Origin of the sequence: Sulfitobacter sp. W002 (assembly GCF_025142135.1) — a bacterium.
Taxonomy (GTDB): Bacteria; Pseudomonadota; Alphaproteobacteria; order Rhodobacterales; family Rhodobacteraceae; genus Sulfitobacter; species Sulfitobacter profundi.
The window spans coordinates 250,956-271,690 of the sequence record NZ_CP081126.1 but is presented as its reverse complement, the minus strand read 5'-3'; the positions used below and the strand labels follow the sequence as shown (position 1 = coordinate 271,690).

17 protein-coding genes are annotated in these 20,735 nt (G+C 62.4%); 8 read left to right on the top strand and 9 right to left on the bottom strand.

Annotated elements, in window-relative coordinates; all coding sequences use genetic code 11:
- The first annotated feature begins 3 nt into the window (after positions 1–3).
- Positions 4–1,932: a 1-deoxy-D-xylulose-5-phosphate synthase gene (dxs, locus tag K3758_RS01315; protein WP_259947040.1), complete on the top strand. Its 1,929-nt coding sequence runs from the start codon at positions 4–6 to the stop codon at positions 1,930–1,932.
- Here the strand turns inward: dxs and K3758_RS01310 are convergent.
- The 7 genes from K3758_RS01310 to K3758_RS01280 form a co-directional block, all read right to left on the bottom strand.
- Positions 1,929–2,525 carry an exopolysaccharide biosynthesis protein gene (locus K3758_RS01310; protein ID WP_259947038.1) on the bottom strand — a complete coding sequence of 199 codons (597 nt, stop codon included), beginning with the start codon at positions 2,523–2,525 and terminating at the stop codon, positions 1,929–1,931. The two genes, dxs and K3758_RS01310, sit on opposite strands and share 4 nt — an antisense overlap.
- Positions 2,526–2,551: 26 nt before the next feature.
- Positions 2,552–3,406, bottom strand: a complete 855-nt coding sequence (locus K3758_RS01305) for an SDR family oxidoreductase (protein WP_259949946.1) — start codon at positions 3,404–3,406, stop codon at positions 2,552–2,554.
- A 50-nt stretch (positions 3,407–3,456) separates the two neighbouring features.
- Positions 3,457–4,155: a YjbF family lipoprotein gene (locus K3758_RS01300; protein WP_259947036.1), complete on the bottom strand. Its 699-nt coding sequence runs from the start codon at positions 4,153–4,155 to the stop codon at positions 3,457–3,459.
- Positions 4,152–6,320: a YjbH domain-containing protein gene (locus K3758_RS01295; protein ID WP_259947034.1), complete on the bottom strand. Its 2,169-nt coding sequence runs from the start codon at positions 6,318–6,320 to the stop codon at positions 4,152–4,154. Before K3758_RS01295 ends, K3758_RS01300 begins: the two co-directional genes overlap by 4 nt.
- Positions 6,321–6,473: 153 nt before the next feature.
- Positions 6,474–8,357, bottom strand: a complete 1,884-nt coding sequence (locus tag K3758_RS01290) for a nucleoside-diphosphate sugar epimerase/dehydratase (protein ID WP_259947032.1) — start codon at positions 8,355–8,357, stop codon at positions 6,474–6,476.
- A 243-nt stretch (positions 8,358–8,600) separates the two neighbouring features.
- Entirely contained in the window at positions 8,601–9,212 is a 612-nt protein-coding gene (locus K3758_RS01285; RefSeq protein WP_259947030.1) for a sugar transferase, read from the bottom strand.
- 10 nt (positions 9,213–9,222) lie between these two features.
- Positions 9,223–10,116 carry an NAD(P)-dependent oxidoreductase gene (locus K3758_RS01280; RefSeq protein WP_259947029.1) on the bottom strand — a complete coding sequence of 298 codons (894 nt, stop codon included), beginning with the start codon at positions 10,114–10,116 and terminating at the stop codon, positions 9,223–9,225.
- Between the two features lie 143 nt (positions 10,117–10,259).
- On the opposite strand from K3758_RS01280, the gene K3758_RS01275 reads away from it, so the two are divergent.
- Positions 10,260–11,378, top strand: a complete 1,119-nt coding sequence (locus K3758_RS01275) for a polysaccharide biosynthesis/export family protein (RefSeq protein ID WP_259947027.1) — start codon at positions 10,260–10,262, stop codon at positions 11,376–11,378.
- Between the two features lie 6 nt (positions 11,379–11,384).
- Here K3758_RS01275 and K3758_RS01270 read toward each other — a convergent pair whose 3' ends face one another.
- Positions 11,385–12,629 (bottom strand): glycosyltransferase family 4 protein, encoded by a 1,245-nt coding sequence (locus K3758_RS01270; RefSeq protein WP_259947025.1) that lies wholly within the window; start codon positions 12,627–12,629, stop codon positions 11,385–11,387.
- Positions 12,630–12,752: 123 nt separating this feature from the next.
- Between K3758_RS01270 and ade the strand changes: the two genes are divergently transcribed.
- The 6 genes from ade (at position 12,753) to msrA (ending at position 18,689) form a co-directional block, all read left to right on the top strand.
- Positions 12,753–14,555: an adenine deaminase gene (ade, locus tag K3758_RS01265; protein WP_259947023.1), complete on the top strand. Its 1,803-nt coding sequence runs from the start codon at positions 12,753–12,755 to the stop codon at positions 14,553–14,555.
- Positions 14,552–16,015, top strand: coding sequence for an AMP nucleosidase (locus K3758_RS01260; RefSeq protein WP_067624625.1), 1,464 nt, complete (start codon positions 14,552–14,554; stop codon positions 16,013–16,015). Before ade ends, K3758_RS01260 begins: the two co-directional genes overlap by 4 nt.
- Positions 16,016–16,142: 127 nt before the next feature.
- A complete protein-coding gene (locus K3758_RS01255) occupies positions 16,143–16,430 on the top strand; it encodes an HU family DNA-binding protein (RefSeq protein ID WP_007118569.1) in 288 nt (95 codons plus the stop codon).
- Positions 16,431–16,784: 354 nt separating this feature from the next.
- A complete protein-coding gene (locus K3758_RS01250; protein ID WP_067942611.1) occupies positions 16,785–17,654 on the top strand; it encodes a DMT family transporter in 870 nt (289 codons plus the stop codon).
- A 79-nt stretch (positions 17,655–17,733) separates the two neighbouring features.
- On the top strand, positions 17,734–18,183 hold the full coding sequence (gene msrB, locus K3758_RS01245) for a peptide-methionine (R)-S-oxide reductase MsrB (protein WP_259947018.1): 450 nt from the start codon (positions 17,734–17,736) through the stop codon (positions 18,181–18,183).
- Positions 18,180–18,689, top strand: coding sequence for a peptide-methionine (S)-S-oxide reductase MsrA (gene msrA, locus K3758_RS01240; protein ID WP_067942613.1), 510 nt, complete (start codon positions 18,180–18,182; stop codon positions 18,687–18,689). The genes msrB and msrA overlap by 4 nt, the downstream gene beginning before the upstream one ends.
- A 29-nt stretch (positions 18,690–18,718) precedes the next feature.
- Here the strand turns inward: msrA and K3758_RS01235 are convergent, their stop codons facing one another.
- Positions 18,719–20,725 (bottom strand): hydantoinase/oxoprolinase family protein, encoded by a 2,007-nt coding sequence (locus K3758_RS01235; RefSeq protein ID WP_259947015.1) that lies wholly within the window; start codon positions 20,723–20,725, stop codon positions 18,719–18,721.
- Positions 20,726–20,735: the final 10 nt, after the last annotated feature.

Sequence of the window (20,735 nt, the reverse complement as noted above, 5' to 3'; positions counted from 1 at the left end):
CCGATGAGTGACAAACCCGCCACCCCCCTGCTTGATCAGGTCACCCGCCCTGCGGACCTGAAACGCCTGTCCGATGCCGAACTGACCCAAGTCGCGCGCGAGTTGCGGGCCGAGACGATCTCGGCCGTGTCGGAAACCGGCGGGCATCTCGGCGCGGGCCTTGGCGTGGTGGAGCTGACCGTCGCGTTGCACGCGGTCTTTGACACACCGCGCGACAAGATCATCTGGGACGTCAGCCACCAGTGCTACCCCCACAAAATCCTCACCGAACGCCGCGACCGTATTCGCAGCCTGCGGATGAAGGACGGGCTGTCGGGCTTCACGAAACGCAGCGAATCCCCCTATGACCCTTTCGGCGCGGCGCATAGCTCGACCTCGATCTCGGCCGCGCTCGGCTTTGCCGTGGGCCGCGATCTGGGTGGCGTGATCCCCGAAGGACTGGGCGACGCGATTGCCGTGATCGGCGACGGCGCGATGAGCGCGGGCATGGCCTATGAGGCGCTCAACAACGCGGGCGACCTGAAAAAACGGTTGATCGTCATCCTCAACGACAACGAGATGTCCATCGCCCCGCCCGTCGGCGCGATGTCGAGCTACCTCAGCCGTCTCTACGCCGAAGCGCCGTTTCAGGACTTCAAAGCCGCCGCCAAAGGCGCGGTGAGCCTGTTGCCCGAACCGTTCCGCGAAGGCGCGAAACGCGCCAAGGATATGCTCAAGGGCATGGCGGTCGGCGGCACCCTGTTCGAGAACCTCGGCTTTTCCTACCTTGGCCCGATCAACGGGCACGACATGGACCAGTTGCTGCCCGTGCTGCGCACCGTTCATCAACGCGCGACGGGGCCGATCCTGATCCACATCCAGACGCAAAAGGGCAAGGGCTATGGCCCTGCCGAAGCCGCGCGCGACCGGGGCCATGCCACGGCCAAGTTCAACGTGGTGACGGGCGAGCAAAAGAAGGCCCCCTCCAACGCACCCAGCTACACCCGCGTTTTTGCCGACAGCCTGCTGACTGAGGCCGCCGAGGACGACAAGATCTGCGCCGTGACAGCCGCCATGCCCGACGGCACCGGCCTTGATCTTTTCGCCGAACGCTACCCCAGCCGCTGCTTCGACGTGGGCATTGCCGAGCAACATGGCGTGACCTTCTGCGCGGGACTTGCGGCGGCGGGGATGAAACCCTTCTGCGCCATGTATTCGACATTCTTGCAGCGCGGCTACGATCAGGTCGTGCATGACGTCGCGATCCAGCGTCTGCCCGTGCGCTTCGCCATCGACCGCGCCGGATTGGTCGGCGCTGACGGGCCAACCCACGCAGGCGCATTTGATGTGGCTTTCCTTGCCAATCTGCCGGGTTTCGTGGTGATGGCCGCCGCCGATGAGGCCGAGTTGCGCCATATGGTCGCCACCGCCGCTGCACATAACGATGGGCCTATCGCCTTCCGCTATCCGCGTGGCGAAGGTCGGGGCGTTGAGATGCCAGAGCGCGGCACGCCACTGGAAATCGGCAAGGGCCGGATGATCCGGGAGGGCAGCAAGGTTGCGCTCTTGTCCTTTGGCACGCGGCTCGAAGAAGTCGAGAAAGCCGCAGAGCAGCTTGCGGCCAAGGGCATCACCCCCACCATCGCCGATGCGCGTTTTGCCAAGCCGCTGGACCGCGACATGATCCTGAAACTGGCAGCAGAGCACGAAGCGCTCATCACCATCGAAGAGGGTGCCGTGGGCGGCTTTGGCAGCCATGTGGCGCAACTGCTGGCGGATGAGGCTGTCTTTGATAAGGGGCTAAAATTCCGTTCTATGGTGCTGCCCGATACTTTCATCGATCAGGCCAGCCCGGCGGATATGTATGCGGTGGCCGGGATGAACGCGGAACAGATCATCGCCAAAGTGCTTGAGGTGCTCGGTATCGGCGATCTGGACGCGCAGCGCGCCTAGCTGCTGGCGGCGGTCAGCACCAGCAGGGCGCCCGCGGTCAGCGTGATCGCCACGCAGAGATAGCCCAAAAGCACGAACAGCCCGTCGCGAGTGAAAAGGCCGAAAACCAGCAACGCCACGGTGCCAGCGCCGAGCGACGACATCATCGGCAAGACCTCCATAAAGGGCCAGCCGAGCGGGATGATCGTGACCACGACAAGCGTGATGAACCGCATCGGGCCGGTGGTGAGGAACTGAAGACGCGGCTTGCAGCGCCCGTCGACAAAGGCGCAGGGACGGCGCAAAAAGCGCACGCAGCCGCTTAACCGATGGCCCGCCACTTCGCGCCGCAACAGAAACTGCGGCATCCAAAGCCTGCGCCGCCCGGTAACGGCTTGCACCGCCAAAAGGATGATCGTCACCGCCGCAAGTGTCGAGACGCCGGGGATTCCCGACAGGGGCGAGACCAGCAGCAAGGCGACAATCAGGATCAGCGGTGTGATGGAACGGTCGCCGATCTCATGCAGCACATCGTTGATCGACACCGTCTCCTTCTCTGCCGCGCGCTCCATACTGTCGAGCAGATAGGCCAACGTGTGTTCGTCTTGACGCATTCGGTGCCTCGGGCGGTGCCACGGGTTCAGTCATCCGCCCCCAGCAGCGCGGCCAAACCCGAGCGATAATCAGGGTAGATCGGTTGCCAGCCCAACGCCGCCTTGGCGTGATCGTTCCGGACCTTCTTGCTCTCCGCATAAAAGCTGCGGGCCATGGGGGTCATCTCGGCCTCGTCGAAGTTCACCGCCGGGGGTAAGGGCAGGCCCAAAAGCGCGGCGGCATGGCCGATCACATCTTGGGGCGGAGCGGGGTCGTCGTCGCACAGGTTGTAGATCGCCCCCGGTTGCGGTTTTGCCAACGACAATTCCAGCGCTTGGGCGATATCCTCCACATGGATCCGCGAAAAGACTTGGCCCTGCTTGATGATGCGCCGCGCCGTGCCCATGCGCACCTTGGCAAATGGCCCGCGTCCGGGGCCGTAGATGCCCGCCAGCCGAAAGATATGCAGCGGCAGGTCGGGGATCGCGCCCCATGCCGCCTCGGCCTGCACCCGCGCCGCGCCGCGTCGGGTAGAGGGGGCAAGCGGCGTGGTTTCATCCACCCAATCGCCGCCGTGGTCGCCGTAGACGCCCGTAGTCGACAGATAGCCCACCCACCGCAGTTGCGGGGCGGCGGCGGTGATCTGATCCTGCAACTCCAGCAGGACCGGATCGCCCTCCGGCCCCGGCCCGGCAGAAACCAGCAGGTTCGGCACCTCTTGCAAAAGCGCGCTCAGATCGTCGCCGGGCCAGAGCATCGGCTCCACCCCCGTCGCGGCAATCTCTTTAAGCTTTTCGGGGCTGCGCGTGGTACCGATGATCCGCCAGCCCTGCGGGAGCAACCGGGCGGCCAATGCGCGCGCGCTATAGCCATGCCCAAGGGAAAGAAGCGTTTTATCCATCTCGCTAAAGTGGCCCGCGCGGGCTGCGATCACAAGCGCCAAGCGGGGATTTAATCTTTCAGAAGGTCAATCGCCATATAGCCGAATTGCGGCCCGGCCCATTGCCGCGAACGGCGGAGTTTGCCGGTACCGACCTCGGCCCAATAGTCATTGCTGAAGGTCGTTGCGCCATAAACGCAATCTTCACGGAAATGACGCACGGACAGGCGACGGTCCACGATCTGGATCGTTTCCGGCCCCAGATGGGTTACATCGCAGGCAAAGGGCACCGTCTGTGCCGTGCCATCCAGCCGCGCCAGCGTGATCAGCCTTTCGCCGCCGCCGCCCTGCCCGTCCAGCGCCGCAATCACCGTTTGCGCTTGGGCCGAGCGCATATCGCCACCAAGCCCCTTGGTGCCAACCAGCACGCCTTCGCGCAGGACGATCTGAGCCTGATCCGTGGATTGCCAGACCTCAACCATCCCCGGCGTGCCATCAGACCGCCGAGCGACACGTTTCAGAAAGTCCTGCAGCCCGGTGTTTTCCGGCACCACCTGCATGACCGCGCCGGGCGTCTGATCCAGCAGCGTGCGGGTCACTGTCACCCGCCCCTTGGCTGGCGCTTCGGGCCCGGTGCGGTCTTTGAGAATGCTAAACAACGTGCTGCCCGCGCTGAGCAGCGGGCTGCGTTCCTCTTCGCGCCCTCCGCCCGCACAGGCGCTCAAGGTAAGGCTGGCGATCAACAAAAGACCGGTTGCAAAATGCTTCATTCCCAGACCCTCGACCATTGATCTTCCAGTGAATTGCGATGGCCACTGCGCACCTGTTCATAAAGCCGGCCCGGCACCTGAAGCCGCGCCCCGCCATCCCGCTGGATCGGTCGGATCGTGGTAGACAGGCTGCGTTTGTCCGGCTCGCCCAAGAACCAACCGATGGGGATCGTCAGGTTGATGCCCTTGTCAAAAGACCCCTCGCCAAACTCTTCGGCCGAGACATCCGTGATGGTGAAAAAGCCGCCGACCTTCCAGCCGTTGGTAAATTCGCGCGTCAGGGTCACGGTCGCACCGACATCACCGGCCAGATAGCGGCCCACGTCCAATTGGCCATGATAGCCGCCGCCAAAGGCGTAATAGGCCGAGACATGGCCCGTCGCCACGCTGTAATCGAGAAAGCCCAGAGCACCGTCATAATCGCGCTGCTTCACGTAATTCGCCTCGACCCCAAGAGCGAGATTGCTGTTCACGGGTTTCCACAGCAATTCGGCGGAGACGCCCCCGAACATCCGCTCAAGATAGCCTGCTGTGACCCGCGCATAGAGGTCATTGCCGGGCTTCCATTGCTTGCTCACATAGGCATTGTCGATGATCGTCTCGCCTTCGCGGGCATAGCGCGGCCCCTCGGTGCGGACGGTCGGAAGCCTTGAATTGCTCGGCGTCGTCTTATCGCCCACTGAGCCAAAAAGACGGTGCTTCAGACCGCCTGCGACGGTCCAGCCCGGCGCGGGGCGATAGCTGGCCGTGACCTCCACGCCGCCATCCAGTCGGACCGGCTCTTCCGGGTCGAAATAGCTGGGTGACAGATAGGGGCCGATGGACCAGGCGAAATCCGGGTAGAGGTCGTCATTTTCCATCGCGCCGGGCAGCCGGGGAGTGGCCTCACCGATGCCCGCCACCGCCAGCAGCGCGTCGGCGGCCTGCGGGTCAAACTCCAAAGCCTCAAGGTCAGAGCGGCGCAGGGTCACGGCGGATTGCGCCAAACCCTCTTCGACCAAGACGATGCGGAAGGTCTCAACCGAGGCGGGCAGCACCCAAGCCAGTGCGCGCGCACCACGCCCCACAGCAACCGCCGGGGCCTGATACCGGTCATTGCGCAACCGCAACTCGGCCTTCGCGGAATCAAGCGTCAGCGCCACGAGGGAAAGACCGCTGGCATCCAGCACCTCTTTCACCTGATCACGCAGGTTGCGCTGCTGGTTGGTGCTGGCGGCCCATTGCGTATCCCAAGCCGCCGGAGAGGTGGCGCGGCTGGGGCGCACCTTGAGCGGCGCGACCGGGGTAATCTTGACCGGCGTCAGCGGCTTGCGGGGGTTCAACTGGTATTGCAGGTTCACCCCGATCTCGGACCCATAGAGATAATAGGCCCCCAACCGCAGCCCGTCGGAATATTGGTATTCGGTGCCGAAGTTGAACTGCGATTTACGGGTAAAGATCTCGCGCAAGCCGTCTTCGGTCTCATAGGCGTCGGAACTGTATTCCGCCTTGAGGGTCCAACGGTCATTCACCGCCCACTCTACCCCGGCGAAGGGCGCAGCCGACCCGCGAAACCATTGATCAAACGAAGGTTTGCCCCCCGTGCTGCCCCCGACAAAAGAGCCGCGGTTGCCACCAAATGGCGCACCGATGCTGCCGTAGCTGCCCAGACGCCCCCAGCCCAGACCACCGGTCACCTTGACGCGCCCGGGCAGCAGCGTGTTGTCGAAAGTCTTGGTCGCGACGACATATTCGCCCGCGTAGATCCCAGTGCCTGCGAAATCCTGCAAACCTACGGTGATCGCAGGCCAGAAAGCGTCTTCCTTTTTCAGCATATAGCGCAGGTCAAAGCTTCGGTCGCGATAGGTATCGAAATTGCCGGGAACGACATCGGTCCAATCCCGAATTCCAACGTAGCGAAAGCTGGCCGACAGGCGCGGTGTGGCCTGAAAGGTCAAGGTAGTGCGCGTCATACCTGCAAAGTTTGAGACCCCGATGGCAAGCTGCCCATCCGGCAGCGCATGAGCGGTTGGCATATCGACCAGACCCGGAGAGCCGTAAAAGTTGAGCGAAGGACGCTCGGGGGTTTCAAAGGTGTCGTAGGTCGGATCAGCCAGCGCAACACCGGGCAGCGCCACCCCCGCCAAGAGCATCGACACCAGCGGCCCACGGTTCAGCCTACGCATTCCTGTTTTCGTCCGCTGATCCACAAAGCGCCCCTTACCTGCGATATTGTTGGCTAGATTTGGCACGGACAGCCCCTGCAAATCAATCTCTGTCCCGCCACCGTTTTGCCGCGCGCCGCGACCGCGGCAATATCGCGACATGTAACGGTCCGGTCAGGAGGATTTTCTCAGTGCCTCGGACGGGGCGAAGCCTTCGACCCAGCGGTAGACAACCTGACGGGCCAGATCTTCGTCATTGGCGACAAGTGCTTCGCGCAAGTCCCGCAGGACCGAGGCGATTTCCAGTTCGTTCAATCCGTTTTCCCGCGCGGAATAGATCTTGGGATGCGCCGTGTTGATAAGCAAACCGCTCAGCGTCAGCTCCTCTGTCATCTTCTCGCCGGGGCGCAAGCCGGTGATCTCGATCTCGATATCGCCATCGGGGTTGTCTTCGTCTCGAACGGTGTATCCGGCCGTTTCAATCACTTGCCGCGCAAGTTTCAAGATGGGCACGGGCTTGCCCATGTCCAGAACAAAAACCTCGCCCCCTTGGGCCAACGATCCGGCCTGCAAGACCAGACGCACGGCCTCTTCCACCGTCATAAAGTAGCGCGCCACACCCCGATCCGTCACCGTCAACGGGCCACCGCGGCTAACCTGCTCTTGAAACAGCGGCACGACAGACCCGGACGACCCCAACACATTGCCAAAGCGGACCATGGAATAGATGACACCGCCCTCGCCGCCATATTTGCGCGCCATATCCTGAATGACGAGTTCGGCAAGCCGCTTGGACCCGCCCATGATATTGGTCGGGCGCACGGCCTTGTCGGTCGATACCAGAATGAAACGCTCCACGCCCGCGCGGGCGGCCTGCTCGGCCAACGCCTGTGTGCCCAGAACATTGTTCACCAGCCCCGAAAGCGGGTTCGCCTCGACCAGCGGGACATGTTTATAGGCGGCGGCATGAAGGATCACATTGACCCCGTGCTGCGACAGTACTTTGCGCAGCTGCCGGGTATCCGTGACCGTACCCAAGACCGAGATGATTTCGATGTCGCTGCCCTCGGCCAACTGCCGGATCTCCATGTCGGCGTTGTAGAGGGCCAGTTCGCTCAGTTCGAAAAGCACCAGTTTGGTGGGCCGACAAAGCAGAACCTGACGGCAAAGCTCCGACCCGATGGAGCCGCCCGCACCAGAGACGAAAACCACCTTTCCGGCATAGCTCTCTCCGCCTTCGTTGATCAAAGGGGTGATTTCATCGCGGTTCAGGAATCGACGCGGAGAAACGGGGGAAAGCTTGTCGACCAAAGCCTCTTCGCCGATCAGCTGCGCGAAGGACGGAAGGGTCTGCACCTCCAGACCCAGCTTCTCCAACCGTCGGGCGATCTGCGCCTGCTTGGGGGTGCTGAGCGAAGGCACGGCCAGCAACACGCGGTCAATCTGCTTTTCGACGACAAGTTCAGCGATGCCGCGCGAGGAATAGACCGGCAGTTTTGAGACGTTGAGCCCTTGCAGCGCAATGTTGTCATCGACAAAGGCGATAGGCTCAATCGTTTCATGGCCGCGCAGCGCCGAGACCAGCTGTGTCCCCGTGGTGCCCGCGCCATAGATCAGGACACGGCAGCGCGCGTCGCCGGTTCGGTAGATTTGCAGCACGATATGCAACAAGATTACCCGCGACAGCACCACCAAAGAGAAAAAGATCGCTCCGAACATGACATGCACGCCCAGCGGGAAATCCAGCCCCAGAAGGGACGCACCTAGCAAGGATACGCCCGCAAGGGTGGTCCCTAAAATTGCGGTGCTACCGACCGCTGCGGTCTCATAGGCGTTCAGCTGTGTGCTACAGACCCCTAAGCGGATCGATACGAGCACACCGACAATCAGAGTAAGGGGTAAAACCGGGGCATAGTTAGCGAGTGTTTCGAGAAGGTGCTCAGGCAGCCCGCGCACAGCCAAGGCGGCAATTGTGGAAACAACGATCAAAAGGGAGTCGAGCGCCAGCATGATCACGCGCTTTTGCCGTTTGGTCAGCGACTTGATGATGCTCAGCATGCGCCGTCTCCTGTCTACGTGTATATTAGCGACCGCGATGCGCCCGATACGTATTAGTAGCTCTCTTCCGTCCATGGAGCTCTTTCTGAGCACCAACAAGCGTAAAAACAGTAAATAGCGCTCAAGGTGTCACCAATCGAACCCGGATTCGCTTAAATTTTCAGCAGACAATGCCATGATTTTGTAAAAAACACCAATTCTTAACTAATTTGCCCCCGGTCACGCTGCGGGCCACCGCCACCTTCATCTGCGTCTAAAAAGGTTGCTGATAGTTTGAAACACCAAATCAAAGTCGTAACATGTGCTTTGATGGCGCTGATAAATCAGATCTAGTTGGGCTTTGCGCGGAACGCAGATACGACAATAGACACGGTCGGTCTCTTCCGGGGTCTCGCAGCGCGACAGCAGCCGCTCTTCATGTTTGTGAAACCGGATCGTGGCCAACCCGGTCACGCCGGGCCGGGATTTCAGAACCTCGGCATAGACCTTGGGAAAACGCTCCACATATTCGCGCAGCGGCGGACGCGGGCCGACAAAGCTTAGATCGCCGCGCAGGATATTCCAAAGCTGGGGAAACTCATCCAAGCGCCGCGCCCTGAGCCATGCGCCAGTGGGGGTGATCCGCGCGGCTTTGTTCCCGCCCGATACGCCCTGATCCTTCTCTGCCACGGTCATCGTACGCAGTTTCCAAAGGTTGAAACTTTGATCAGGCGCTTTCATCCGCTCGGCCACATGAAAAAGCGGCCGCCCCTCTTTCAGCAGCAGCCAGACCAGCAACCCCAGCAGGATCGGCCCCAAGATGATGACAAGCAGGCTGGCGAAGAACAGATCGAAGATGCGCTTGCGCCACGTCATTGAAGGGTCTTCATCGTTTGTTCATATCCTGCTGCCATTCACGTACCATACCGGCGGGCGTTTGAGTTTCTGGCGTGAAATCGACGTGGCATTCAAGCGCATTCGTATCCAGCCGCACCTCAGGAATGGCGGTGGCCGGGGCCGGTTTGGGCTGCCACGCCAGCCCCGCCGCATCGAGCAGCGCCCCCATTTGCACCGCGCCGGGGGCCGCGATATTCAAAACAGGCGGCAGGTCGTCCGCATGGCAGAGCGCGCAGAGCACCCGCGCCAAGGTCACCGGCCCGATATAGCTGCGGCTAGGCGTGGCGCCATCGGGGAAGCGATCAATCTGCATTGCCGGTTGCCAGCCGCCAAGGATCGCATCCGCGCCGACCACATTGCCGATCCGCAGCGCGGTGACGGCAGTCTTGCCTTGCGCTTCTCGCACCGCCTGCTCCATCGCCAGCTTCTGCCTGCCGTACTCCGAAAGCGGAGCGCAGGGCACATCCTCTCGCAGGGGACCGTCTTGCGCGCCATAGACCGCTGCCGAAGAGGCGACAAAAAACCGAGGGACCGCCGCCGCCTCTGCCAGCTTCAGCGCGGCGAGGGCGAGGGTGACGTTATCCTCCAGCGCTGCGCCGCAGGCCCCCGCCCGGGCCGGGGTCACCCCGGCCAAAGCGATCACCGCCCGCGCGCCACGCGCGGCGGAAATCGCCGCATTGCTTGGCCCCTCTCCCGCCGCTGGCAGATCGAAATTGTAAAATCCGGGTCGTGGCTGCCGCGACTGGCTGCGCAGAGCTTGCGGTTCAGGCCAATGACGGCGCAGCATGCTGCCCAAACGCCCCGTCGCGCCCAGCAAGAGAACCCCGTCAAAATCCGCCGGGCCGCTTGAAACCGCGCTGTCTTTTGTAGTCATTGACGCCATAGGTTCAGCCTCTATCCTGAGGGACTAGAATTTCGGATGGGGGCCGGGTTTACAACATCCTTTGCAAGCCGCCAATTAACACTGCATACAGGCACAAGTACCCCGGTTTACCGGTGAAACACCAGAAAGCGACTGCGCATCTCATGAAGCACCTGAGCAAACTGTTCCTCTTGGCCCTGATGACCTTCTCGCTGGCGGCATGCAGCAACCTTCCACGTGGTGCAGCCATCCAAAAAGAAGTCACCGAGGAAGCGGCCGCGCCGGATGCCGATATCGCCGTTTATCCCGTCACCCGTGCCTTCCTGCCCAGTGTTGCTCAGTGGCCCCGCACCGGCGAAAGACGCCATGGCTGGATCGGTGCCAGCCGAGGGTCGAACGCCCAAGTCATCCGCCCCGGTGATCGGCTGGACATTCTGGTTTGGGACAGCAGCGACAACTCGCTGCTGACTTCACCAAGCCAACAGGTTGCCACCCTGTCCGGCATTCGCGTTTCGGAAAGCGGGACGATCTTCATGCCCTATATCGGCAAGGTTCAGGTCTCGGGCCGGACCCCGGATTCAGCGCGGCAATTGCTTCAGCGTCGGCTTGAGACGATCGTGCCCTCGGCACAGGTGCAATTGGCCATGACCGAAGGGCGCAGCAACTCCGTCGATCTGGTGAGCGGCGTGAGCAGCCCCGGCAACATCCTGATGCCCGACAATAACTTTACCGTGCTGGCGGCGATCTCGGCTGGTGGCGGGGTGCAAAGCGGCATCGAAAACCCGCAGGTCAAACTGCTGCGCGGCCCAAACATCTATACCACGTCGATCGACCGGCTTTACGAAAACCCCAGCCTTGATACCCGGCTGATCGGGGGCGACAAACTGATCATCGAGGATGACCGCCGTTACTTCCTGTCGCTGGGTGCCGCCGGAAGGGAAGCACAGTTTCCCTTTAACCGCGATGAGGTCTCTGCTCTGGATGCGCTGGCGATCATCGGTGGGGTAAACGAATCCCGCGCCGACCCCGAGGGCATTTTGATCCTGCGCGAATACCCCGCCAGCGCGGTCAGCGCCGGGGTGCGCGGCCCGCGTCGCACGCGGGTGGTGTTCACACTGGATTTGACCACATCTGACGGGCTGTTCTCGGCGCGGAATTTCCACATTCAATCCGGCGATCTGGTGCTTGCGACCGAAAGCCCACTGTCGGACACGCGCACCATTCTGGGCCTCGTCGGATCGGTCTTTGGGCTGGTGAACACCGCTGGAAACCTTGGCAACTGATCCCGGCTAGCTGATCCGTTTACTGTCGAGCACCAATGCGTTGATCCGCGCGAGCTGTTCGGGCAGGCAGCGGGTAAGGAAATCGTAATGCTCAACCACATGCGCCCGCGCCGCCGGGCCGAGATGGGCGTGATCCTGCGGATTGGCAAGCACCTCCACGACCTGCGCCGCCAGCGCATCGGGGTCAAAGAAATCCACCAGCAGCCCGGTCTTGCCATGGCTCACCGCCTCGCGCACCGGGGCCACATCCGAGGCCACGATCGTCGCTTGCATCGACATGGCTTCGAGCAGAGACCAAGACAGCACAAAGGGCATCGTCAGATAGATGTGACAGCGGCTGATCTGCACAAGCTTCTTGAAATCGGGGTATGGCACTTTGCCGACGAAATGCACCCGCTCCCAATCGATCTTGCCCTGCAGTTCTGCCGCCATCTCTCCGCGCAACCCGCCGGGATGGTCGCTTTGCTTGCCGTAGGACACCTCATTGCCGCCGACGATCACCACCCGCGCAGCGGGCCGCTCGGCCAAGATACGCGGCAGAGCGCGCATCATCGTGTGAAAGCCCCGCGTCTTTTCCAGATTGCGCGCGACATAGGTGATGATCTCATCCTTGCGCGTCACGGGCTCGGCCATACGCCCCAACCGCAGGCTAACATCCGGGTCGGGCAATAGCTGATCGGTGCGGATGCCATCGTGGCAGACATAAAGCTTGCGGTGAAAGCTTTCGGGGAAACGGTCGCGTTGCCAATGGGTCGGACAGTGGCCCAGATCGACGGTTTCGATATTGGCCAGCGGCACGATATTGCGCGCATGGTTAAGATAGGGCGCATGGGCCGAGATTTTCTCGGCTGGATCAAAGCCGACCATCCCGCCGGTCATGTTATAGTAATACTCGAAATAACCGATGATCGGCACATCGGGCCAAAGCTCTTTGAAAAAGCTCAACTCCCCCCAACCGACGTGGCCGATGATGATGTCGGGGCGAAAGCCCTCTTGCGTTTCGATCTGCCGGGCCGCGTTGACGGCCCCGAAACCATTGCCCGACGCTTCTTCCCAAACGCGCGAGAGGCCATAGGCTTTGTCGTCGGGCCGATGATGGGGGCGGTAGACCCGGGTTTCGACGCCGGGCAGTTTTGGGGCGTTCTGACGCTGGGTCAGAAAATAAATCCGATGCCCGCCCGCCTGCGCCAGCCATTGCACCAACTCCCGGTATTGGCCGGGCATGTTCTGGTGCACAAAGAGAAAATTCATCAGATGGTTCCGTAAATGCCTTGAGCCCCAGTTAGCCGCAAGCGGCGCGTTCTGGCAACATCCCGCGCCCTTTCATATCGCGGGCCCGCTTGAACCTCCCCCGGCCCTATGGCACCTTTGGACATGACAGATAAAACGTTCCCCACTTGGCCCGATGTGGCCGCACAATTGGTCGAGGTCGCCGCCGGGCGGCGCGCGGCCGATACGATCATCACCGGCGGCATCTGGGTGAATGTGCACACCCGCGAATGCCTGCCCGATCACGACATCGCCATCGCCGCCGGGCGCATCGCCTTTGTCGGGCCGGATGCCAGCCACTGCGGCGGCGATGATACCCACATTATCGAGGCCAATGGCCGCTATATGGTCCCCGGTCTTTGCGACGGGCATATGCATATTGAATCGACCATGCTCACCCCGGCGGAGTTCGCCCGCGCCGTGATCCCACATGGCACGACATCGGCCTTCACCGACCCGCATGAGATCGCCAATGTGCTGGGGCTGAACGGCGTGCGCATGATGCATGACGAAGCGCTGATGCAGCCGATTAACATCTTCACGCAAATGCCCTCCTGCGCGCCTTCGGCCCCCGGGCTGGAAACGACGGGTTTCGAGATCAGCGCCGAGGATGTGGCCGAGGCAATGGCATGGCCCGGCATTATTGGCTTGGGCGAGATGATGAACTTTCCGGGCGTCAGCAACGCCGACCCGCAGATGCTGGCCGAGATCGCGGCGACCCAACGGGCGGGCAAGACCGTGGGCGGGCATTACGCTTCCCCCGACCTTGGGCCCGCCTTTGCCGCCTATGTGGCGGGCGGCCCTGCAGATGACCACGAGGGCACCTGCGAAGCCGACGCCGTGGCGCGGATGCGGCAGGGCATGCGCTCGATGATCCGGCTCGGCTCGGCGTGGTATGACGTGAAGACACAGATCACCGCGATCACCGAAAAGGGGCTCGATCCGCGCAACATGATCCTGTGCACCGATGACAGCCACTCGGGCACCATCACCAACGAAGGGCATATGAACCGGGTGGTGCGTCATGCCATCGACTGCGGCTGCGATCCGTTAATTGCCTTGCAAATGGCGACGATCAACACCGCGACGCATTTCGGGTTGGAGCGGGAGATCGGCTCACTGACGCCGGGCCGCCGAGCTGATGTGATCCTGACATCGGACCTTGCGAGCTTCCCGGTAGAGACGGTGATCGCACGCGGCGACGTGGTGGCGGAAGATGGCAAGTGCCTTGTCGATTGCCCGCATTTCGACTGGCCTAACACTGCTCGTCAGACCGTAAACATGGCCCGAGACTTGAGCGCCGATGACTTCGACATCGCCGCACCCGAAGGCGCGAACGCCGTCACCGCCAATGTCATCGGCGTGGTCGAAAACCAAGCGCCCACACGCGCGCTGAAGTTTGAACTACCTGTCACCGAAGGCCGCGTGCAGGGCACTGGCGAGGTTTGCCAGATCGCACTGGTCGAACGCCACCGCGCCACCGGGAGGGTGACCAACGCTTTCGTCTCGGGATTCGGCTATGAGGGGCGCATGGCCATGGCCTCGACCGTGGCGCATGACAGCCACCACATGATCGTCGTGGGCACCGATGCCGAGCAGATGGCGCTGGCCGCCAACCGGCTGCGCGAAGTCGGCGGGGGCATCACGATCTTCCGTGAGGGCGAGGAACTGGCGCTTGTCGCCCTGCCCATCGCCGGGCTGATGTCAGACCGCCCCGCCGCAGAGGTCGCCGCCGATGCCGAAGCCCTTGTGCAGGCGATGATCGACTGTGGCTGCAAGCTGAACAACGCCTATATGCAGCATTCGCTTTTGGCCCTTGTGGTGATCCCTGAGTTGCGGATCTCCGACCTTGGGCTGGTCGATGTGCAGAAATTTGAAATCATCCCATTGTTAGAGCCGCAAACATGACAACGATCCTAACCCCGGACACCCCGAACCCGGAAAGCTTCCGCGATGCGACAGCTGCTGTCGACCGCCTGACCGAACTTTATCAGCAGGCCACGACCTTCCTGCATGATGCCTTTGCCAAGGCGATGGAGACCTCGGCCCCCGATGCCCGCGTGCGTGCCTTTTATCCCGAACTGCGGTTTCGCACCTCGTCTTACGCCCACGTCGATACGCGGCTGTCTTTCGGACATGTGTCGTCGCCCGGCACCTTCGCCGCGACGATCACCCGGCCTGATCTGTTTCGGAACTACCTGATCCAGCAAATCGGCCTGTTGATCGAAAACCACGATCAGCCGGTGATCGTCGGCCCCTCGACAACGCCGATCCCGGTGCATTTTGCCATGTCCGGCGATAATGCGCTGAACGTGCCGCAAGAAGGGGCTGCCGATTTCACCCTGCGCGATGTCTTTGACGTGCCGGACCTGTCGACCACCAATGACGATATCGTCAACGGCACCTATGTGCCCGAGGACGACGTGCGCCCGCTCGCGCCCTTTACCGCGCAGCGGGTCGATTACTCCCTCGCCCGGCTGGCGCATTACACCGCCACGGACCCCGAGCATTTCCAGACCCATGTGCTGTTCACCAACTACCAGTTCTATGTGACGGAGTTCGAGCAATACGCCCGCGAGATGCTGCGCGACCCGGAAAGCGGCTATACCGCCTTCGTCTCGACCGGCAATGCCGAGATCACCGATCCCGATGCGCCTTTGGCAGAGACGCTGAAGACCCCGCAGATGCCGACCTATCACCTGAAACGCGCCGACGGTTCGGGCATCACACTGGTCAATATCGGCGTCGGGCCCTCCAACGCCAAAACGGCGACGGATCACATCGCCGTGCTGCGCCCCCATGCTTGGCTGATGGTCGGCCACTGTGCCGGGCTGCGCAATACGCAGGCTTTGGGCGACTTCGTGCTGGCGCATGGCTATCTGCGCGAGGATCACGTTCTGGACGACGACCTGCCGGTCTGGGTGCCAATCCCGGCGCTGGCCGAGATCCAGATCGCGTTGGAGCAGTCGGTGGCGCAGGTCACGCAGTTGGAGGGCTATGAGCTCAAGCGCATCATGCGCACCGGCACCGTCGCCACCATCGACAACCGCAACTGGGAATTGCGCGACCAGTCCGGCCCGGTGCAGCGGCTGAGCCAGTCCCGTGCCGTGGCGCTGGATATGGAAAGTGCCACCATCGCGGCCAACGGCTATCGCTTCCGGGTGCCCTATGGCACGCTGCTGTGTGTGTCGGACAAACCGCTGCATGGTGAATTGAAACTGCCCGGCATGGCCTCGGACTTCTACAAGACCCAAGTCGCGCGCCATCTGATGATCGGTATTCGCGCCATGGAGCTGCTGCGCCGCATGCCGTTGGAGCGGATCCACAGCCGGAAACTTCGATCCTTCGACGAAACGGCGTTCCTATAGGGGTTAAAACAGCGGAAAATCGCATGTTTTCACGTTTAGAGCGCCACAATTCGTTGTGTTATCCCACAACATACCGTTACATTCCGGCCATGAGGCCCTAAAAAGCGGGCAGTCTAAGGAGAATAAAATGGCAAAACCGATGACCAAGACCCAGCTCGTTGCTGCTCTGGCAGAAGAGATGGACACCGACAAGAAATCCGCAGGCGCAGCGCTCGACGCCGTTTGCAACCTGATCACCCGTGAAGTGTCCGCCGGCGGTGCCGTGACCCTGCCGGGCGTTGGCAAAATCTATTGCCGTGAGCGCCCCGAGCGGATGGTCCGTAACCCCGCCACTGGCGAGCAGTTCAAGAAAGACGCCGACAAAGTGGTTAAAATGACCATCGCGAAGGCGCTGAAGGACAGCGTGAACGAGTAAGCCCTGGGCTGAATGTTTGCGAAAGGGTCGCCCTCGGGCGGCCCTTTTTTGTTGGCCACGAGGGCCATCGCCTGCCCGCGGGTCGGCGATCCAACCTTCTGACGTTGCCACTTTATGGCTCAGCCGTGATGTGCGCTCTCAATGTCGCGTCCAGCCTCACCAAATCGCCTACCCGGTCGCACCAGCGGTGCGCCCAAACTTCCACGGCACGCCTCTGGCGTGGCGGGCGGGCAGGCGATGGCCCGGCGCCTGCGGCTTGATTCCGGGCGGGCTGGCGAACTCCCCCGTTTCCGCACCTTGCCCTCCCCCTTCAAACCCGCCATTGCTTAGCAAGTTCAGCACAGGGGGCATTTCATGGACATCCGCGCAATTCTCATGGGACTGGCCTTTGCCGTGATGTGGTCCTCGGCCTTCACCTCTGCCCGTATCATCGTGATGGATGCCTCGCCCCTGCTGGCCCTCTCTCTGCGCTACCTGATTTCCGGCCTGATCGGCGTCGGCATCGCGCTGGCCTTGGGGCAAAGCTGGCGGCTCACCCCCGCGCAATGGCGGGCGACGATCATCTTCGGCGTGCTGCAAAACGCGGTCTACCTCGGCCTGAACTTCATCGCCATGCAAACGATCGAAGCTTCCCTCGCCGCAATCATCGCCTCCACCATGCCGCTTCTCGTGGGCTTCGCCGCATGGGCGTTTTTGGGCGAAAAGCTGCGCCCTTTGGGCATCGCGGGACTGTTTGCCGGTGTCATTGGCGTCGCCATCATCATGGGCGCGCGCCTCGGCGGCCAAGTCGACCTCTATGGCCTCATCCTCTGCGCCATCGGCGTGGTGGCCCTCACCGCGGCCACCCTGCTTGTGCGCGGCGCGACATCGGGTGGCAACTTCCTCATGGTCGTCGGCCTGCAAATGCTTGTCGGCTGCGTGGCCCTCTCCATCGCCACCCTGCTGTTTGAGACACCCCGCATCGACCCCAGCCTGCGCCTGACGCTCGCCTTCGCCTATACCTGCCTTGTCCCCGGCCTTGCCGCCACCGTGGTCTGGTTCTGGCTCGTGAACCGCATCGGCGCCACGCGGGCGGCGACCTTCCACTTCCTCAACCCGTTCTTCGGCGTGGCCATCGCGGCCCTGCTGCTGGGCGAAACGCTGGGACCGCGCGACATCCTTGGCGTTGCCATCATCGCAGGCGGTATCCTTGCCGTGCAGATCTCGCGGCAACGCAAAGCGTAACGCCAGTGTGAGCCGCAAACCCTTTGAATTTCACCGCCACACCCCATCTAATAGGCCAAGCCCATGAATGGAGGACGCCATGCCCCAATACGAGAAAACCAACGCCGCGATTGATGCGCTGAGCCCCGAAGAATTCCATGTCACCCAACGCAGCGGCACCGAACGCCCCGGCACCGGTAAATACCTGAACAACAAAGAGCCGGGCATCTACGTCGACATCGTCTCGGGCGAGCCTTTGTTCGCCAGCGGTGACAAATACGAAAGCGGCTGTGGCTGGCCGAGCTTTACCAAACCGATTGTGCCTGCCTATGTCGAAGAGTTGGAAGACGCCTCGCTCGGCATGATCCGCACCGAGGTGCGCAGCAAACACGGCGACAGCCACCTTGGCCACGTCTTTCCCGATGGCCCACCGGATCGCGGCGGGCTGCGTTATTGCATCAACTCCGCCTCTTTGCGCTTCGTCCACCGTGACGACATGGAAGCCGAAGGCTATGGCGAGTATCTCAACCAAGTGGAGAATGTGACATGACAACCGAACGCGCAGTATTGGCCGGTGGCTGTTTCTGGGGGATGCAAGATCTGATCCGCCGCCGCCCCGGTGTGGTCTCGACCCGCGTCGGCTATACCGGCGGCGACGTGCCCAATGCGACCTACCGCAACCACGGCACCCATGCCGAAGGGATCGAGATCAACTTCGACCCCGAGAAGACCTCCTACCGCGAGTTGCTGGAGTTCTTCTTTCAGATCCACGACCCCACCACGATGAACCGTCAGGGCAACGACCGCGGGATGAGCTACCGTTCCGCGATCTACTATGTCGACGATGAACAAAAAGCGGTCGCCGAAGATACCATCGCCGATGTCGAAGCCTCTGGCCTGTGGCCGGGCAAAGTCGTGACCGAGATCGAACCCGTTGGCGATTTCTGGGAAGCAGAGCCAGAGCATCAAGACTATCTGGAACGGCTGCCCAATGGCTACACCTGCCATTTCCCGCGCGCCGATTGGGTGCTGCCCAAACGCGCAGCGGCTGAGTAACAATGCTACCCCCGGCACCGCGCCGGGGGCTAGCCCGCCGCCACGCGCGGTCGCCCCGAGGCTTCGACAGTAAGCGCGGCCTCAACAAAAACCTCCCGCCCCTCAATCTCCGCCATACGAATATCGCGCGTCACGTGGCACTCGATCTGTGCGGCCCCGGCTGACTGGGCCCGCCCGCGGGCGGTTTCGGTCAAAACAGTCTCTGCTTCGGCCAGAGCGCGTTCGGCATTCGGGAAATCCTGTGGACCATTGGCCAGATGAACGCGAAATACCCCTTCGTGCGGGACGGTGACGGTGCCGCTTTCACGCATGATCACCCGCCCCACCACCGCACCGATGGCATTGGCGACATGGGCGTGGTCAGGCAGGATCATCTCGCTCCCCAGCCTCTCTCCTACCGCCGGGTAATAGGTCGCCGCCGAAGCGCCCAAGCCCACGACAGGCAAGTTCAGACCCGCGTCAATCCGCAGCACGCCGCGATGCCCCGATAGGCCACGCTGCATCAAAACATGCCGTGCCAAGATCTCGGGCGGCAGGTCAAAGGCGGGGGATTCTTCGGCAAAAGCAGTCTCTAACAGGGCCAAGGCGGTCTGATCGGTCAGCTGGTCGATGATGATTTTGGCAAGGCTCTCAGGCTCGGGGCAGAACCGCAGCCCCGAGCCGCCGCGCTTGCGTCCGAACAACGCCAATGCCTTGTGAGCAGCCGCGCTGTCCCATGCCGAAAGATGCCCGGCCACATGGCTCGCATCGCTGGGCGTAACCCCCGCCACCTGCACCAGCCCCCGCGCCACCAGCCGGGCCAAAGCGCCCTGTTCGACCCGGTTCCGAAGCACGTCGCCCAAGGGCCAGACATCGGTGCCGATCCGCTCTAGCAGTACCAAGTCGCGCGGGGCCAGACCTTCGACCGCCTGACCGGGCACGGCCCGCAGAAAGCGGCCATCATGCTCCCCCACCACGCTCCGCCGCAGTTGGGCGTCCAAGGCTCTATGCACCACCTCGCCCGCCTCCACCGCAAGGAGAGAGACCGGCAGCAGCCGCTTCGGCCCAAGTGTCACGCCCGCGGTCAGACCTTGGGACGTGAAATGCACTTCGCTGTCACCACCCAAGCCATGGGTCCGCATCGCCACCGCCTCGACCATGGTTCGATAGGGGCCAACCTGCGCACCCGCCGGATCAATCGCCGGGCGACCGTCGCGCAACAGCGCTACATCGGTCGTCGTCCCGCCGATATCCGACACCAGCGCCGTCTCTGCCCCGGTCAACCAGCGCGCGCCCACGAGCGACGCGGCGGGGCCGCTAAGGATCGTCTCGATCGGGCGCTCGCGGGCCTGCGCACTCGACATCAAGGCACCATCGCCGCGCACCACCATCATCGGGGCGTTGATGCCCAAGCTGCGCAACTGATCCTCGGCCCGGCCAATCAGCCGATCGATCATGCCAATCAGCCGCGCGTTCAGCAAAGCCGTCAGCGCCCGCTTCGGCCCGTTCAGCTTGGCTGAAAGACTGTGAGACGCCGACACCGGACGCCCTGTGACCTCTGCCACCAGTTCCGCGACCCTCTGCTCATGGGCCGGATTGCGCGTGGCGAATTGGCTGGCCACGGCAAAGCCGCTTACATCGACCCTATGCGTCTCTAAAAAGGCGATTAGGGCTGTCTCGTCCAGCGGCGCAACCTCGGCCCCCGCATGGTCGTGCCCACCAGTCAGCAGCAGGCAAGGGTCACCCCGCAGCGCCTCTGACAGCCCATGCGCCTCAAGATCAGGAGCGCGGAATCCGACATAGATCAGCGCCACGCGGCCGCCCTGCCCTTCGACCAGCGCGTTGGTCGCCAGCGTGGTGGAGAGCGAAGCCATAGCGATCTGATCCGCCGCCACGCCGGACTGCGCCAGCACCGCGCTGACCGCATTGCCCACGCCAACAGCCAGATCGGCGCGGGTCGTCAGCGCTTTGGCCGAAGCGATCACCTCTGTCTCATTGCGGATCAGCACCGCGTCGGTATAGGTGCCGCCCGTGTCCACCCCCAATAACACCGCCATGGGCGTGCCT

Bases quoted from the DNA above. Each gene is read 5' to 3' on its own strand.
- dxs (WP_259947040.1), top strand. From the start codon at position 4: ATGAGTGACAAACCCGCCACCCCCCTGCTTGATCAGGTCACCCGCCCT.
- K3758_RS01310 (WP_259947038.1), bottom strand. From the start codon at position 2,525: ATGCGTCAAGACGAACACACGTTGGCCTATCTGCTCGACAGTATGGAG.
- K3758_RS01305 (WP_259949946.1), bottom strand. From the start codon at position 3,406: ATGGATAAAACGCTTCTTTCCCTTGGGCATGGCTATAGCGCGCGCGCA.
- K3758_RS01300 (WP_259947036.1), bottom strand. From the start codon at position 4,155: ATGAAGCATTTTGCAACCGGTCTTTTGTTGATCGCCAGCCTTACCTTG.
- K3758_RS01295 (WP_259947034.1), bottom strand. From the start codon at position 6,320: ATGCGTAGGCTGAACCGTGGGCCGCTGGTGTCGATGCTCTTGGCGGGG.
- K3758_RS01290 (WP_259947032.1), bottom strand. From the start codon at position 8,357: ATGCTGAGCATCATCAAGTCGCTGACCAAACGGCAAAAGCGCGTGATC.
- K3758_RS01285 (WP_259947030.1), bottom strand. From the start codon at position 9,212: ATGACGTGGCGCAAGCGCATCTTCGATCTGTTCTTCGCCAGCCTGCTT.
- K3758_RS01280 (WP_259947029.1), bottom strand. From the start codon at position 10,116: ATGGCGTCAATGACTACAAAAGACAGCGCGGTTTCAAGCGGCCCGGCG.
- K3758_RS01275 (WP_259947027.1), top strand. From the start codon at position 10,260: ATGAAGCACCTGAGCAAACTGTTCCTCTTGGCCCTGATGACCTTCTCG.
- K3758_RS01270 (WP_259947025.1), bottom strand. From the start codon at position 12,629: ATGAATTTTCTCTTTGTGCACCAGAACATGCCCGGCCAATACCGGGAG.
- ade (WP_259947023.1), top strand. From the start codon at position 12,753: ATGACAGATAAAACGTTCCCCACTTGGCCCGATGTGGCCGCACAATTG.
- K3758_RS01260 (WP_067624625.1), top strand. From the start codon at position 14,552: ATGACAACGATCCTAACCCCGGACACCCCGAACCCGGAAAGCTTCCGC.
- K3758_RS01255 (WP_007118569.1), top strand. From the start codon at position 16,143: ATGGCAAAACCGATGACCAAGACCCAGCTCGTTGCTGCTCTGGCAGAA.
- K3758_RS01250 (WP_067942611.1), top strand. From the start codon at position 16,785: ATGGACATCCGCGCAATTCTCATGGGACTGGCCTTTGCCGTGATGTGG.
- msrB (WP_259947018.1), top strand. From the start codon at position 17,734: ATGCCCCAATACGAGAAAACCAACGCCGCGATTGATGCGCTGAGCCCC.
- msrA (WP_067942613.1), top strand. From the start codon at position 18,180: ATGACAACCGAACGCGCAGTATTGGCCGGTGGCTGTTTCTGGGGGATG.
- K3758_RS01235 (WP_259947015.1), bottom strand. From the start codon at position 20,725: ATGGCGGTGTTATTGGGGGTGGACACGGGCGGCACCTATACCGACGCG.